General features: G+C 66.2%; 20 protein-coding genes and 1 tRNA gene. 13 read left to right on the top strand and 8 right to left on the bottom strand.

The window, feature by feature from the left end; all coding sequences use genetic code 11:
* Positions 1–10: 10 nt before the first annotated feature.
* The gene (locus GGQ64_RS21305) at positions 11–256 is read right to left on the bottom strand and encodes a hypothetical protein (protein WP_183807347.1); all 246 of its coding nucleotides are present in this window, start codon (positions 254–256) and stop codon (positions 11–13) included.
* Between GGQ64_RS21305 and GGQ64_RS21300 the strand changes: the two genes are divergently transcribed.
* From GGQ64_RS21300 to GGQ64_RS21260, 9 genes are read left to right on the top strand one after another with little or no spacing between them, the layout of a single operon-like run.
* On the top strand, positions 255–1196 hold the full coding sequence (locus GGQ64_RS21300; protein ID WP_183807346.1) for a phage Gp37/Gp68 family protein: 942 nt from the start codon (positions 255–257) through the stop codon (positions 1194–1196). The genes GGQ64_RS21305 and GGQ64_RS21300 overlap by 2 nt on opposite strands.
* Positions 1193–2086 (top strand): DNA adenine methylase, encoded by an 894-nt coding sequence (locus tag GGQ64_RS21295; RefSeq protein ID WP_183807345.1) that lies wholly within the window; start codon positions 1193–1195, stop codon positions 2084–2086. The genes GGQ64_RS21300 and GGQ64_RS21295 overlap by 4 nt, the downstream gene beginning before the upstream one ends.
* Entirely contained in the window at positions 2083–2325 is a 243-nt protein-coding gene (locus tag GGQ64_RS21290; protein ID WP_183807344.1) for a hypothetical protein, read from the top strand. The genes GGQ64_RS21295 and GGQ64_RS21290 overlap by 4 nt, the downstream gene beginning before the upstream one ends.
* Positions 2322–2513, top strand: coding sequence for a hypothetical protein (locus GGQ64_RS21285; protein WP_183807343.1), 192 nt, complete (start codon positions 2322–2324; stop codon positions 2511–2513). The genes GGQ64_RS21290 and GGQ64_RS21285 overlap by 4 nt, the downstream gene beginning before the upstream one ends.
* On the top strand, positions 2503–2709 hold the full coding sequence (locus GGQ64_RS21280; RefSeq protein WP_183807342.1) for a hypothetical protein: 207 nt from the start codon (positions 2503–2505) through the stop codon (positions 2707–2709). Before GGQ64_RS21285 ends, GGQ64_RS21280 begins: the two co-directional genes overlap by 11 nt.
* Positions 2706–3299: a hypothetical protein gene (locus GGQ64_RS21275; protein WP_183807341.1), complete on the top strand. Its 594-nt coding sequence runs from the start codon at positions 2706–2708 to the stop codon at positions 3297–3299. The genes GGQ64_RS21280 and GGQ64_RS21275 overlap by 4 nt, the downstream gene beginning before the upstream one ends.
* Positions 3296–3817, top strand: a complete 522-nt coding sequence (locus GGQ64_RS21270; protein WP_183807340.1) for a hypothetical protein — start codon at positions 3296–3298, stop codon at positions 3815–3817. Before GGQ64_RS21275 ends, GGQ64_RS21270 begins: the two co-directional genes overlap by 4 nt.
* Entirely contained in the window at positions 3814–4056 is a 243-nt protein-coding gene (locus GGQ64_RS21265; protein WP_183807339.1) for a helix-turn-helix transcriptional regulator, read from the top strand. Before GGQ64_RS21270 ends, GGQ64_RS21265 begins: the two co-directional genes overlap by 4 nt.
* 17 nt (positions 4057–4073) lie before the next feature.
* Positions 4074–5168, top strand: coding sequence for a tyrosine-type recombinase/integrase (locus tag GGQ64_RS21260; RefSeq protein ID WP_183807338.1), 1095 nt, complete (start codon positions 4074–4076; stop codon positions 5166–5168).
* Between the two features lie 58 nt (positions 5169–5226).
* Here the strand turns inward: GGQ64_RS21260 and GGQ64_RS21255 are convergent.
* A tRNA-Ile gene (locus GGQ64_RS21255) sits at positions 5227–5302 on the bottom strand.
* Between the two features lie 141 nt (positions 5303–5443).
* Here GGQ64_RS21255 and GGQ64_RS21250 point away from each other — a divergent pair.
* Positions 5444–6190 (top strand): SIMPL domain-containing protein, encoded by a 747-nt coding sequence (locus tag GGQ64_RS21250; RefSeq protein ID WP_183807337.1) that lies wholly within the window; start codon positions 5444–5446, stop codon positions 6188–6190.
* A 365-nt stretch (positions 6191–6555) separates the two neighbouring features.
* Here the strand turns inward: GGQ64_RS21250 and GGQ64_RS21245 are convergent, their stop codons facing one another.
* The 4 genes from GGQ64_RS21245 to GGQ64_RS21230 form a co-directional block, all read right to left on the bottom strand.
* On the bottom strand, positions 6556–6939 hold the full coding sequence (locus GGQ64_RS21245) for a hypothetical protein (RefSeq protein WP_183807336.1): 384 nt from the start codon (positions 6937–6939) through the stop codon (positions 6556–6558).
* A 444-nt stretch (positions 6940–7383) separates the two neighbouring features.
* Complete coding sequence (locus GGQ64_RS21240; RefSeq protein WP_183807335.1) at positions 7384–7740, bottom strand: nuclear transport factor 2 family protein; 357 nt, start codon at positions 7738–7740, stop codon at positions 7384–7386.
* Positions 7741–7816: 76 nt separating this feature from the next.
* Positions 7817–8239 carry a secondary thiamine-phosphate synthase enzyme YjbQ gene (locus GGQ64_RS21235; protein WP_183807334.1) on the bottom strand — a complete coding sequence of 141 codons (423 nt, stop codon included), beginning with the start codon at positions 8237–8239 and terminating at the stop codon, positions 7817–7819.
* Between the two features lie 93 nt (positions 8240–8332).
* On the bottom strand, positions 8333–8686 hold the full coding sequence (locus GGQ64_RS21230; RefSeq protein WP_183807333.1) for a DUF1428 domain-containing protein: 354 nt from the start codon (positions 8684–8686) through the stop codon (positions 8333–8335).
* 309 nt (positions 8687–8995) lie between these two features.
* Here GGQ64_RS21230 and GGQ64_RS21225 point away from each other — a divergent pair, with 309 nt between their 5' ends.
* Positions 8996–10027 (top strand): FecR family protein, encoded by a 1032-nt coding sequence (locus GGQ64_RS21225; RefSeq protein ID WP_343059531.1) that lies wholly within the window; start codon positions 8996–8998, stop codon positions 10025–10027.
* Positions 10028–10182: 155 nt separating this feature from the next.
* Here GGQ64_RS21225 and GGQ64_RS21220 read toward each other — a convergent pair whose 3' ends face one another.
* Complete coding sequence (locus GGQ64_RS21220) at positions 10183–11076, bottom strand: AraC family transcriptional regulator (protein WP_183807331.1); 894 nt, start codon at positions 11074–11076, stop codon at positions 10183–10185.
* Positions 11077–11225: 149 nt separating this feature from the next.
* Between GGQ64_RS21220 and GGQ64_RS21215 the strand changes: the two genes are divergently transcribed.
* The gene (locus GGQ64_RS21215) at positions 11226–11981 is read left to right on the top strand and encodes an SDR family NAD(P)-dependent oxidoreductase (protein ID WP_183807330.1); all 756 of its coding nucleotides are present in this window, start codon (positions 11226–11228) and stop codon (positions 11979–11981) included.
* A gap of 203 nt (positions 11982–12184) precedes the next feature.
* Complete coding sequence (locus GGQ64_RS21210) at positions 12185–12346, top strand: hypothetical protein (RefSeq protein WP_183807329.1); 162 nt, start codon at positions 12185–12187, stop codon at positions 12344–12346.
* Between the two features lie 74 nt (positions 12347–12420).
* Here the strand turns inward: GGQ64_RS21210 and GGQ64_RS21205 are convergent, their stop codons facing one another.
* Entirely contained in the window at positions 12421–14589 is a 2169-nt protein-coding gene (locus GGQ64_RS21205) for a CHASE2 domain-containing protein (RefSeq protein ID WP_183807328.1), read from the bottom strand.
* Positions 14590–14595: the final 6 nt, after the last annotated feature.

The raw sequence follows: 14595 nt of genomic DNA, 5'->3' as shown, positions 1-14595 counted from the left end.
TTGCTTCCGGTCAGGCAGCGACGCTGCTGATCTGGCTGTTGGCGACCGCGAGGCCGGCGAAGATGTCCATCGCGTTGACGAAGTCGAGCGGCAGATGGATGTTGACGCGGTTCGCATTATCCTTGTCGCGGACAACGGTCAGCGCCTCGATGATGGCGTCGGCGTTCTCGAGGACGCCGGACATCTCCAGGTAGCTGTGCACCAGCGTGTCTGCCACAATGGTCAGCTCACCCCTTGCGATGGGGCGCACTGACATGGCTGACAACACCGAAATCGAATGGACCGACGCCACCTGGAACCCGATCACCGGCTGTTCCGTCGTCTCCCCCGGCTGCACCAACTGCTACGCCATGAAGCTCGCCGGCACGCGGCTCAAGCACATTCCGAGCCGCGCCGGCCTGACCCGCGACAGCAAGGCCGGCCCCGTCTGGACCGGCGAGGTGCGCTTCAACCACGAATGGCTGGACCAGCCGCTGCGCTGGCGCCGCCCGCGCATGATCTTCGTCTGCGCCCATGGCGACCTCTTCGCCGAAGGCGTGCCCGACGCATGGATTGACCAGGTCTTCGCCGTGATGTCCCAGGCGCCGCAGCACACCTTCCAGGTCCTGACCAAGCGGCCGGAGCGGATGCGTGAATATTTGACGCGCAGCCAGCTCGGTCATCAGCTCGTCGCCGCGCTCATCCAATTCGCATTCTCCGTGCCGGAGCCCGGCCGCTGGCCACACATGCCCCTGCCCAACGTCTGGCTCGGAGTTTCCGTCGAGGATCAGAAGCGCGCCAATGGGCGCATCCCGGTCCTGCTCGACACGCCTGCCGCGATCCGCTGGATCAGCGCAGAACCATTGCTCGGATCGCTTGATGTTGCATGGGCGCTGTCACTCAATCCTCTGGACATCGCGGCAGGCCTATTGGCGCGCGGACATTTTGCTCCGGGGCTGGAGAAGATCCGGCACCTCGACTGGGTCGTCGTCGGTGGCGAAAGCGGCCACGCCGCCCGACCGATGCAGCCGGAATGGGCCGAGAGTCTGCGCGACCAGTGCGCCGCCGCCGGCGTGCCATTTCTATTCAAGCAGTGGGGCTCGCACAAGCAGACGTCCGACTGCAACGGCCGCTACATGATCCCGGCCACCAAGAAGGAAGCCGGCCGACTGCTGGACGGCATCGAGCACAACGGCTTCCCGGAGGTGCGCCGATGACGCCGGTACTTCCTCCGTTGCGGTGGCACGGCGGCAAATGGCTTGCCCCCTGGATCATCAGCCACTTCCCGCAGCACAGGGTCTACGTCGAACCATTTGGCGGCGGAGCATCCGTATTGCTCCGCAAGCAGCGCGCCTATGCCGAGGTTTACAACGACCTTGACGAGCAGGCCGTAAACCTCTTTCGCGTTCTGCAGGATGGAGCCGCAGCGGAGCGCCTGGTGGCCGCGCTGGAGGTCACACCGTTCGCGCGATCGGAATATGAGCTGGGATGGGAGATAACGGACGAACCGCTTGAGATGGCGCGCCGGCTCATCATTCGCAGCTTCATGGGATTTGGCTCCCATGCTCATGCCGATATGGGCCAAGGTCACCGGACCACAGGATTTCGAGCGAATTCCAATCGATCAGGCTCCACGCCGGCGCACGACTGGGCTCGATATCCCTTTCGCCTCGCGTCCATTGTCGAGCGGATGCGTGGCGTCGTTATAGAGCGCCGGCCGGCGCTGCAGGTCATGCAGACGCACGATGGCGCTGACACCCTGCATTACGTGGACCCACCGTACCTACCCGAGACGCGCGGGCGGAAGAATGTTTACGACGCGAAGCACCAGTATCGCGACGAACTGACCGTCTCCGATCACGAGGAGCTGCTCGATGCGCTTCGTGTTCTCAATGGCATGGTCGTTCTGTCCGGCTATCCTGCTGCGCTGTACGACGACGCCCTTTCGGACTGGATGCGGGTCGAGCGTCAGGCGCTCGCCGACGGAGCCCGTCCGCGGATCGAAGTCCTGTGGATCAACCCCAATTGCGCGGAGCGCCTCGAGCAGCAGTCGATATCGCTGTTCGACGGCATCGAGCACAACGGCTTCCCCGAGGCGCGCCGATGACGGAAAAGCACCGCATCCTCACCCCGCACCAGCAAGAGATTTCGGCCGCGATCTGCGCCGTCCTGCAGGGCTGCGAGCATGCCGACGCCTTCCCCGCCATGGTCAGCGTGATCGCCGCCACCATCAACAACGCCGCCGCATGCCGGCACGAAGCCCTGTTCGTCGCCGAGGCTCTGGCTGACAACCTGGTCAACCTCGTCGAAGCCGGACAGGACGGCCTGCTGGAGATGGCGCCATGAGCGATTTCGACCGCTTTCTCCGCAAGCCGTTTCTGTCGCCCTACGACCTCTTTGGCTACGGGCTGGCATATCAGCTTTATCAGGAACACGGACTGCTCACCGCCGCGGCCGTCTGGACGATCTATGCCATCATCGTCCCGGCGGTAGGCGTAGCCGCTTCCCGAGGGGGCCCACGCCGTGACGATTGAAGCCCTCGACCGCGAGCGCCAGGTCTGCTGCGACGGCTGCCCCGCCTCCTATCCGAACACCTATGGAACCGACGACTTCGACGTGATGATCGCCGATGCCAAGGCCGCCGGCTGGATGATCAGCAGGCGCGCCGGCAAATGGCTGCACTTCTGCGCCGACTGCAAGCCCGATCAGACGAGAGGATCGCTGCTGTGACCGATCGCCCGATCCTGTTCTCGGCTCCCATGATCCGCGCAATTCTCGCCGGTACCAAGACGCAGACCCGGCGGATCATCAAGCCGCAGCCCGACGGTATTTCGGAAGGTCAGATACCCAGTCAGCTGCGTATCGCTGTTGGCGACCGGCTCTGGGTCCGCGAGGCATGGCATGCAGCCCGGTCACTCAATAGCACGCGACCGAGAGACATACCGACCGATGCCGATATCGAACATGCGGCCACCGCGCGCAGCTACGCCGATATCGGGCTAAAGGGAAAACTACGTCCCGGCATGTTCATGCCCCGATGGGCCTCCCGTCTCACCCTCATCGTCACCGACGTTCGCGTCGAGCGGCTTCAGGACATCAGCGAAGCCGATGCACGCGCCGAGGGCATTGTGAAGGTCGGCCGGTTCTACGGCCTTGAGGATGCCGACTGGGATTGCGCGTCCACCGAATCCGCCGTCGACGCCTACGCCGCGCTCTGGGAAACCATCAACGGCGACGGCTCCTGGCAGGCAAACCCATGGGTCGCCGCCTACACTTTCACCGTGCAGCTGCAGAGCATCGACGAGGCGGCCGCTCGATGAACCAGCAAGACGTCAGCCCAGCTCAGAAGCGCATGGAGGCGATCCGCACGCGCGCCGCTCGCGCCTCGCGTGACTGGAGCGTGATGGCCGACGGCCAACTCTGTCTGATGACGGGCGAAGGCGAGGCCGAGGCTGTCGTCCTGCGCGTCACCGACGAGGCACCGGTCGACGATCGCGAGTTCGTCCTGCACCTGCCGGACGATCATTTCTGGCTGCTCGACATGTACGACCGCCTCGCCGAGCGCCACCGCAAGGCGCTGGCCGAAATCGACCGGCTGTCGCCAAAGCCGAAGGACTTCAGCGCCGAATGCGCAATGAAGTGCGCCAAAGATCACGCCTTTCGCCGGTTCCTCGAGGAGCGACACAACCTGGACACTTCGGATCTGGAGCGGATCAAGACCCGAGTCCGCTCCATCCTCGCCATCCAGTCGATGACGGAACTCAACACAGACGAAAACGCCCGCAAGCGCTGGCTGTCGCTGCGGGCGGAATTCGATCAATGGAGGCGGGCACGATGAGCCGCCACGCAGATACCATTGCCTATGCCCCGCGCGGACTGCGCCGGGAAGAGGCGGCGCGCTACATCGGCGTCGGCGCGTCGAAGTTCGACCAGATGGTCGCCGATCGGCAGATGCCGAAACCGAAGAAGGTCGGAGGCTGCGTGATATGGGACAGGATCGCACTCGATGTCGCGTTCAGCGAGCTGCCGGATGAAAGCTCGAACCGCATCGACGACATATTGTCAGGCCGACGCTAGACGCCTATCGTCCCCGCATGCTTGATCCGGAAGAGCCCCGCCCCTACCTCTCGTCATTCCTGGACCGGCACGGTCGTCGTCGCTGGCGCTATCGTCGCGCTGGCAAGACGGTGTCCCTCCCCGGCACGCCGGGTGAACCGGAGTTCCAAGCCGCCTACACGGCGGCCGTTGAAGGTCGGAAGCATGTCCCAGCCAAGGTGCTAGCACACCCGTCTTCCGCCCTGCCGGGGTCGTTCAAGGCCGCATGGAAGAAGGTACTCGCATCGCCGGAATGGCTGCGCCACGACGAAGCGACGAAGGCAAAGAACACCCGCCTTGCCGAAGAGTTCCTGAAGCTTCGCCTGGTCGCCGATCATCCGGCCGTCTGGGGCGACATGCTGGTGCGCGATCTCAAGCGCCGCCACATCAAGGACATCCTGGCTCGCTTCGCCGCCACCCCTCACAAGGCAAAGCACCTGCTGGTCGCCATCCGGAAGATGATCTACGCCGCGCTCGACGAGGAGTGGATTGAAACCGACCCGACCTGGAAGCTGAGCTACCGGCCGGAATACAAGGGCTGGCGCGCATGGACAGACGATGAACGCGCGAAGTTCGAGGCGCGCTGGCCACCCGGCACCACGCCGCGCACCGCCTATGGCCTCGCGCTGTGGCTCGGCAACCGCCGCTCCGATGTGGCGCGCGTCAAATGGAGCTGGTTCGATTTCCGCAAGGGAACGGTGACGATCGAGCAGAAGAAGGGTGGCAAGACGCTCGTCCTGCCGCTGACGCCGATGCTGCGCGACATCGTCCAGCCGCTGGAGCGCAAGGGCGAATTCGTGTTGATGACCGCCTATGGCGAGCCCTTCTCCGAGAAGTCGCTGACAGGTCGCATGGCCGACTGGACCAAGAGCGCCGAGATGCCGAAAGGCTGCACGATGCACGGCCTGCGCAAGTCTCTTGGCAAGATGCTGGCCGAAACCGGCTCGACCACCCGCCAGCTGATGGAGACGCTCGGTCACGATAATATCGAGCACGCCGAGCTGTACAGCCGTGAGGCCGAACAGCAGCGACTTGCGAGGGACGCCATGACCCGACTCACTCGCGGCCTGCAGCCTAAAAAACCGCGTGGCTAACCGTTTGGCTAACCCGGCTGGCTAACCACCATATAACATATTGATTTATAAGGTGTTTTGGTGGGCCCGGAGGGACTCGAACCCCCAACCAAGCGGTTATGAGCCGCCGGCTCTAACCATTGAGCTACAGGCCCTGCCGCCTGGGCGGCTCGGGGTCAATGGTGGCCCCGGGGAGTTTCGTCTAGACGAAATATTCGCGCGCGACAAGCGCCGCCGCAATGCTTACACAATCGCACTGGATGAAACGTGCGAGGACAACCAATGGGAGACCCCTTATGCTTCGAGTAGGATTTTCGCGTGCGCTGACCGCAGCCACAGTGGCAGCGGCGCTCACGGCTGCGGCAACCGCGCCGGCCTTTGCGCAAGAGACACGGCCGCGCGAGCCCGTGATCACGGTGACGGGCGAAGGACGCGCCGACGTCGCCCCCGACATGGCGGTCGTCGATCTCGGCGTCCTCAAGGACGGCAAGACCGCCCGCGAGGCGCTGGACGCCAACAACGCGGCGATGGCCGAGGTGATGAAGGCGCTGAAGGATGCCGGCATCGCCGAGCGCGACCTGCAGACCTCCGGCTTCGTCATCAACCCGCAATACCAGTTCCCGCAAGGCGACAATGGCGAGAACAAGCCGCCCGTCCTGGTCGGTTTCCAGGTCTCCAACATGCTGTCCGTGCGCATTCGCGACCTCGCCAGGCTCGGCGCCATTCTCGACCAGACTGTGACGCTCGGCGCCAACCAGAGCGGCGGCATCCGCTTCACCAACGACAAGCCAGAAGCCGCCATCAGCGAGGCGCGCAAGAAGGCCGTGGAAGACGGCATCGCCCGGGCGCGCGAACTGACGGCCGCCGCCGGCATCGATATCGGCAAGGTGCTGGAGATCTCCGAGACCTCCTTCCGTCCGCAGCCCGTGCCGATGATGCGCGCCGCGATGGCCAAGGACTTCGCCCCCGAGGCGGTGCCGGTCGCAGCCGGCGAGAACAGCTACTCCGTCACGGTCACCATGACCTTCGCCCTGAAGAACTGATCACAGATCGACTGCATCGCCGGAAGAGGCCAAGGAGGCAGGCCGGCATCCGCCGGCCGCCACTGGCGCCTGAGCCTGCTGACAACGCCTTGTTCCGGCCATTTCTTCGAACAGGCTCAAAAGGGGCCGTCATGCCGGACTAGATCCGGCATCTAGCGCGCTCAAGTCATTGATCGCAAAAAAGAATCTCTTGCGCCGCAGACCCGGTGCGGCTGGCCCCCGGATCAAGTCCGGGGTGACGTAAGAATGGGAGATCCCGACAGGAGCGAGTTTGTCAACAAACAGAGGCGGCGCCGGATGGCGCCGCCTTTTCATATTATGGTGTTGATGCCAATGGCGCTGTTCGGCCGGCACCCACCCCTGCCTCAGCGCCAGATCGCCGGGCAGCGGGCCACATTCGCGAAGGCCATGCGGGCGTAGCGATGGTGTCGCCAGCCCTCGACCACGACACGGCGGTGGCTGACATCGGCGATGCGGGCGCGGTGCAGGCCGTGGTCGCGCGCCTTCTCGACGGCGAGCCAGGGCGCGCAGCGTCCGCGCCCGCGGCGATCGTCCCAACGCCCATGGCGATCGCCCCAACGACCATGGCCATCGTAACGATCGCTACGATGGCCGTAGTAGCCGTCGCGGTAGCCGACCGTCTCGATGCGGACGTCGAGGCCGCCGGCCGAAGCGGCGGGAGCGGCGGCGGAAAGGCCGGCAAGGGCAAGCAGGGCAACGGCAAGGGATTTTCCGAAGAACGTCGACATCAGGGGCTCCATCGAGTGCGCCGTCGACTGCGAAAGCGTGTCGGACGACCGCGGGTTTCAATGAAGTCAGGCTAGCGCCGGGCCGCTGAACGGTTGCAGAACTGCACGTTCAGCCGTCGTTCAGCCACGCGCCTTGGACGAGACGCTGCGGAATCACGCTGCGCCGAACAGGTTAGGCGGCGGCGGCAATGGCCAGCGAGCGATAGGCCATGGCGGAACAGCCATATGCGCCAGTCCTTTCCCCTGCGCGATTGCAATCTCCTGGTAACGGCGTTTCCATCTCGCCCAATGCGTGACAGAGATTGCAGGCCACGCCATTCGCGCCGCGACTCTCGCCAGCAACCGGCGCGGTGTCATCCCGTCGGGTTCATGGTCTTGGCGCCTGGTTGCCGGCCGGGCAACCACCGCGGGCGCCATTCTCGCCCTCGTTCAAGGTGACACGTCCTACGCGCCTGACTCGGCAAACATCGACAGCCGCGTGATCCTGCCGCCGTCCAGTTCGAGGACGAACAACCTGTCAGCCGAGCGGGCGGCGCCCGAAGCGTCCTTGCCGCGCGCCGTCACACGGATCGCCACAGGCGATCCACCCGTGGCCTGCATGACGACCGCGTCGCCGAAGGCCTCGTCGAGAGCGGCGAAGTGCCGCGCGAGCCGGTCGCGCAGGGCGTCGCGTCCCATGTCGCTGCTCCCGCCGATCCCCGAGATTGCGACGTCCTCGTCCGCAAGGGCGGCGATCGCCGCGTAGTCGCGCGCATTCAGCGCCACGACAAATTCCCTTGCGATGGCTGCTCCATCCGGCATGTGTCGATCCTCCCGTCTGTCCTGCAACGATTGCCAGTAGAAATGCGCAAGGAGCGCGCTGTGTTCCGGTGCGCCGTCACGGCCCCAGGTGCAGGACGATCTCGCGCTCGTGCGGGCGGTCGCGATGTTCGAACAGATAGAGCCCCTGCCAGGTGCCGAGCACGAGCCGCCCGTCCGTCACGGGAATGCCGATCGAGACCTGGTTGAGCGCCGCCTTGATATGGGCGGGCATGTCGTCCGGCCCCTCCATCGTATGGGTAATCCAGCGCATGGACGGGTCATCGGACGGCGGCACCAGGCGGCGGAAGAAGGCGGCAAGGTCGTGGCGCACGTCGGGATCGGCATTCTCCTGGATGAGGATCGAGCAGGAGGTGTGGCGGACGAACACCGTCAGGAGCCCCTCCTCCGTGTGGTTCTCGCGCACGAAGGTCGCCGCCTGCGCGGTGAACTCGTAGAGCCCCTGGCCCTTCGTCCGGACGGAAATTTTCGTCTGTGGCACCCTGCCTCCCCGTTATACGTCAAAGTTTGGTTCAAAGCCTGCGTCCGGCCCCCACCCGGCATGCGCACGAGAGGGCCGGACGGACGGCGACGCTCACAGCTTCAGGAAGCTCTGGAAGCCGCCATAGATCATGCGCTTGCCGTCGAATATGTCCTGCCATTGTTCGTCGGCAAGGCGCGGATCGTCCATCACCTTGCCGACGACGGAGTCGCGCGTCTCGCGGCTGTCGTAGGTCACCCACGAGAAGATCACCACCTCGTCGTCCTTGGCATGGACCGCACGGGGAAAGGACGTGAGCTTGCCGTAGGGCACGTCGTCGCCGACGCACTCGACATAGGAAAGTGCGCCATGCTCTATCCAGATCGGCCCGGCGAGGCTCGCCAGCGCCTTGTAGTCGTCCAGCTTCTGTTTCGGAACGGCAATCAGGAAACCATCGACATATGGCATTGATACCTCCCAACGGGCGACGCCTCCGCGCGCCCCTTTCCGCCGCGCCGTTGCGCGGCTCGCACAGGACGAAGCAGCCGGTCGGTTTCCGACATCGGCCCGCAGCGGCGGCGTCATGGACGGCAACGAATGCCACGGGGCGACGGGCGACGGGTCCGGCGTATCCTGCAGATAACTGGCAGGATACGCCCGCCCCGACCACCGGACAACTGACCACTACCCCCTACCACCATTGCCGGAGAGACAATTAGACCTCACTGATATAATCTCTGCCACGCTCGGTCAGTCCGGATGCACCGGGAGGGGCGGATGTCGAAGTTGCAGCGTGTTGCGATCGCCCTCGCCGGATCGGCGATGCTTTGCTGCGCGCACGCAGCACCCGCCGCCGAAGTCATCGGCCAGGCATCGCATATCCGCACCAGCGTCACCGGCGACGGCCAGGAAATGGTGACGCGCGACCCCGTCCACCGTGACGAGCGCATTCGCACCTCCCGCTCCGGCCTGGGCCAGTTCGTCTTTCGCGACGGCACCAAGCTCGCAGTCGGCTGGGGCTCCTCGGTGGTGATCGACCGCTTCGTTTTCGACGGTGGCAATTCGCTGAAGAAGCTGACGCTGAATACCGCCAAGGGCACGTTTCGCTGGGTCAGCGGCCGGTCGAAGAGCACCGCCTACGAGATCGTCACGCCGGCCGGCACGATCGGCGTGCGCGGCACCGCATTCGATTTCTATGTCGCCGCCGACGGCACCACGGCGATGGTGCTGCTGAACGGCTCCGCCTCCTTCTGTGGCTCCGGCGGATGCCGTCAAATGGTTCGGCGCTGCGATTGCGTGGTCGCAACGCCGAACGGCGGCATGACCGACGTCCGGCGCGTCGACCGCAGCGTCCTGCGGCGGCTCGGCAACGCGCGGGCCCTTCCCTTCCTCTCCGGCCACCAGCAACTCGCCGGCGGCTTCCAGGACGGTGCCTGCAGCCTCGAAGCATCGATGCAGCCGCGACAGGAGCGGCTGGAGCGGCCACCGCGCCGACCCGAGCCGGCGCCGCCGCCCGAGAAACGCAGGAAAGTGGAACGGCCGAGCTGGGATCGCCCGGATCGCGAAACGCGCGGCAGGGACAAGCCCGATTTCGACACGCCCGGCCGCGTCAAGCCGGACCGGGATAGGCCGGGCTTCGACAGGCCCGACAGGGACAGGCCGGACAGGGACCGCCCGACACGCGAGACCTCCGATCGCGACCGGCCCGGCCGCGACAGGCCCGACCGCGATCGGCCGGACCGCGACGGGGGCGGCCCGGATACGCCGGGCAGGGACAGCCCCGGCCGCGACCGTCCGGATTTCGACTGAGCGCGCGGCGATCTTCTGGGTGATCTATGAGGCGGTTTCTCAGGCACCTCCCCGTGCTTCACGACCGCAACTTCGCGCCTGCCGCCATCACAAGGATGCCGTTGACGGCCCCTGTGACGGCCCAGGCAATCGGTCAAGCGCAAGGTCCCAGCCGATCACGCGGCGGCCACGGCCCAGCGTCTGAGCGCCTCGGTGTCCCTTGCCGGCGGCCGGCCGAACATCCGGCCATACTCGCGGGTGAATTGCGACACGCTCTCGTAGCCGACCGCAAAGGCAGCAGCGCTTGCCGGCATGCCTTCCGCCTGCATCAGCCGCCGCGCCTCGATGAGGCGCAACTGCTTCTGGAACTGCAGCGGTGACAGCGAAGTCACCGCGCGGAAGTGGCTGTAGAACGACGACGGGCTCATGCCCGCCACCGCCGCGAGGCGGTCCACCCGCAGGGGCCGGGCATACTGCTCCCTGAGCACGGCGACGGCGCGGGCGACGCGCTGGGCATGCCCCTCCGGCCAGCCGAAGCGGCGAATGGCCGCCCCGTGCCGCCCGAGCAGCAACCAGTAGTGCAACTCGCGCACCCGCTGGGCATGCAGCACGGGTACCGATTCCGGGCGATCGAGCAGCCGCATCAGCCGCAGGGCCGCCTCCGTCACCTCGGCGTCGGTCGCCTCGAGCCGCACGGCCGCAGCGTCGGCGGAAGGCACGGTCCCCATCTCCACCGCCAGTTCCGCGATGACCGCCGGATCCAGATCCAGCACAAGCGAGAGATAGGGCCGGTCGGCGCTGGCCTGCGTGATCTGGCTCACGGTCGGCACGTCCGCGGTGACCAGCAGGGAATCGCCCGCGCCGAACGTGAACATCTCCGCCCCCATCGAGACCTGTTTGGTCCCCTGGAGAACGAGACAGACGAGCGGCTTCGAGATCGCGTGGACGAGCCCGCCGGGCGCTGTCGAGCGGATGGTCGTCAGGCCGGGGATCGGCGTCTGCGCCAGCCCGGCCGGATCGGCATGAGTCTCCACGTAGCGGCGAACGGCATCGAGCAGCGTATCGGTCATGGGGGCAAGCCTATCCGAATAAGGCCGGCCGCGCATCTTCTTTTGGAGAATCAGGCAAGGAACGTCGAGGTTCCGGCACGACGCCCACCCGCCTCGGCATCTATCACTCGGTCGTCCATCAGTATTTCCAGAAAGACAGGAGATCGACCATGATCAAGATCGCAATCGTCACCGGAGCCAGCCGCGGGCTCGGCCGAAACACCGCCCTGAGCATTGCCCGCGGCGGCGGAGATGTCATCCTCACCTACCAGAGCCGCGCCGAAGACGCGCAAGCCGTCGTAGAAGAGATCGGCGCCATGGGCCGCAAGGCGGTCGCCTTGCAACTCGACACCGGCAAGGTCGCAGGCTTCGCATCCTTTGCCGACCGGCTGCGGTCGGTGCTGCGCGAGACCTGGCGCCGCGACAGCTTCGATCACCTCGTCAACAATGCCGGCCACGGCGATTACTCGCTGATCGAGCAGACGAGCGAGGCGCAATTCGACAGGCTCGTCGACGTCCATTTCAAGGGCGTCTTCTTCCTGACGCAGGCGCTGCTGCCGCTGATCGCCGACGGCGGCCGTATCGTCAACCTCTCCTCGGGCCTCACACGGGTCTCGGCGCCCGGATGGGGCGCCTATGCGGCCGTGAAGGGCGCGGTGGAGGTGCTGAGCGTCTACATGGCCAAGGAACTGGGCTCCCGCGGCATCGCGGTCAACACGGTGGCGCCGGGCGCGATCGAGACCGACTTCTTCGGCGGCGCGGTCCGCGACACGCCGGAGTTCAACAGGCTCTTTGCCGACATGACCGCGCTCGGCCGCGTCGGCCAGCCGGACGACATCGGCCCGATGATCGCGAGCCTGCTGTCGCCGGACAACCGCTGGATCAACGCCCAGCGGATCGAAGTCTCCGGCGGCCAGGGCATCTGAAGGGCCACTGTGCCGCCGGTGCAATTTCGATCGGAATTGCGGACGCCGGGCGCAACAGCCCCATCAGGCAGCGATCGGCATACCAGGGGGCATACCAAGGGCGGCCGGGGCGTTTACGCCTCGGCCTCCCGCCGGAACCGCCCGCGACCGCGCGTTCATTTCGTCTGGCCGGCCTTGCTCTTGGCCTTGGGCGACGGCGCGACATGTTGCAGCGCCATCTCCTGATCGCGCGCCAGGCGCAGGTCGGCAAATGCACCCTGGATGGCGCCGAGCCCTTCGAGCGCGCCGAGATCGTCTCCGATCTCTCGAACGACTTTTCGACGCCTTTCGATCAACCGAAGTACCGCAGCGTCTATCTCGTCTAGGAATTGCGAAGCCATGCGTTAACTCCCCTTATGCGTGTATAATCGCACAAGACTCGCGCGCTGGCAACGCAGCTCTATTTTGCAGCCACATCCGGCGGATTTTCCAGCTCGCGCTGGAAATGCTCGCCCCGGCGGGCCATGCGGCGATAGAATTCCGGCAGCGCCTCGTCGATCGCCGCAGCCCTCTGCCTGGCCAGGCGAACGAGCTCGCGGGCCGCGCTGGACCGGGTGCGCAGCGCCTCGACGAGGCGCTCGTGGACCGCGGCCAGTTCGGTGAAGGCGCCGCTGGCCGCCACCTGTTCGTCGCCCACTACCGCAAGGATCTGCGTGCGCGACCGCCGTCCCCGCAGCGCCAGTCCTCCGGCCTCCAGAAGCGCCATGCCGGACAGGCCGCTCGCCGTGCTGTCCGAGATCAGGACGTCGTAGCCGACCTCCTTGCTGGCCGCTTCGATCCGGGCGGCGATGTTGACCGTGTCGCCCACGGCCGAATAGTTGAAATGCACCTCCGCGCCCATGTTGCCGACGCAGGCGAGCCCGGTATGGATGCCGACGCCGATGGCGACCTTCTGCCCGCCGAAGCCGAAGGCGTCGTCGGCGTTGAGGCGCGCAAGCGTCCGGCGCATGGCAAGGGCTGCGCGCACCGCCTTTGCGCCATGGTCGGCGACATCGACGGGCGCGTTCCAGAAGGCCATGATGGAATCGCCGATGAACTTGTCGAGCATGCCCTCATGGGCGATGACGTCGCGGCTCAGCGCATCGAGCAGCATGTTCAAAAACGCCACCACCTCCTTGGGCGAGCGGTGTTCGCTGATGGCCGTGAAGTCGCGCACGTCGACGAACATCACGGTCAGCTGGCGTTCGTCGCCACCGAGCTGCAGGGCGTCGCGGGTGTGCTCGACGCGATGGAGGAGCTCCGGCGAGAGATACTTGCCGAAGGCCCGGCGAACCTCCCGCCGCTCCCGGTCGATGACCAGGATCCGGAAGCCCGTGGCCGCAAAATGCGTGATCGTGCCGCAGACGATCGGGGCGAGCGGGTCTAGAAGCAGCCCGGCATAGAGAAAGGCGAGCCAAGAGGCTCCCAGCGCGGCGACCGTGACCAGAAGGCCGAAGGCGAGCGCGATGGCGGGACTGAAGGCCATCGTCAGCTGGACGATCAGGACCCCCGCAAGCGCGATCGAAACGATCTCCAGCCCGTCAGCCCAGTCGGGCCGCGACAGGAACCGGCCCGAAAGGACCTGCTCGGCCGCCTGGGCATGGATCGACACGCCCGGAACGTGCTGCCCGAGCGCCGTCGTGCGGATATCCTGCAGGCCCGCCGCCGAGGTCCCGACGAAGACGATCGCGCCCTGCAGCGCCGCGCGCACTTCGTCGGGCGGGCCTTCCTCGGCGAGCACCTTCGCCGCCGACACGTAGCGCTCGGCCCGGTCGGGGGTGACGTAGAGCCACATCTCGCCGGCGGCCGTCACCGGGATGACGAATTCGCCGACCTTCACCATCATGATCGTGTCGGGCTGGCGGGGCGCGTCGGCAAGCACGTAGGTCGACGCGCCCTGTGCGACGCGCAGCGCCTCCATCATCAGGTTCGGGTACAGATGCTGGCCGTCGCTGAGAAGCAGCGGCATCGTGCGCACCACCGAAGACGGGTTGCCCGGGTCGAGGCTGATGTGACCTATGCCGGCCGCGCGCTGCTCGAACTCGGGCAGAAGCGGCGTCGCCGCCCTGATCTGCGGCGGCGCGCCGAACGGCGCCTCGCCGGTGAAGGCGAAACCGGCCTTGACCTGCGGCATGAAACTGCCGTCGTTGGAAATGCCGAAGCCGAGCACGATCGGCCGGCCCTCGAAGGTGCGCGCGAAGAGCGCGTCGTTGTCCGGCAGCCGGCCCAGAAGCTCCGGCGAGACACCTTCGACCTCGCGCACGACGGAGCGCGGCGACAGGCGGTCGGGCTCCGAAAAGAGGATGTCGAAGGCGACCGCCGCCACCCCCATGTCGGAGAGCCGCTCGACCAGCCGCGCCAGCCGATCCCGCGGCCACGGCCATTGCCCCAGCACCTTCAGCGACGCCTCGTCGATGTCGACCACCCGCACCGGCAGGTCCTCGAACGGCCGCGGCGCAAGTCTCTGGTACTCGTCGAACACCGTTTCCCGCGCCAGCCTGAAGAACAGCGGATCGCTGGCCCGCAGCAGCGTCAGCGCTGTGACGATGACAAGCCCGACGATGACGCCGACCTGCTGCGCGCGTGTCATGATGCC

The sequence above is a fragment of the Mycoplana azooxidifex genome, from assembly GCF_014196765.1.
Lineage (GTDB): Bacteria > Pseudomonadota > Alphaproteobacteria > Rhizobiales > Rhizobiaceae > Mycoplana > Mycoplana azooxidifex.
This window is presented reverse-complemented; position numbering and strand designations above follow the sequence as displayed.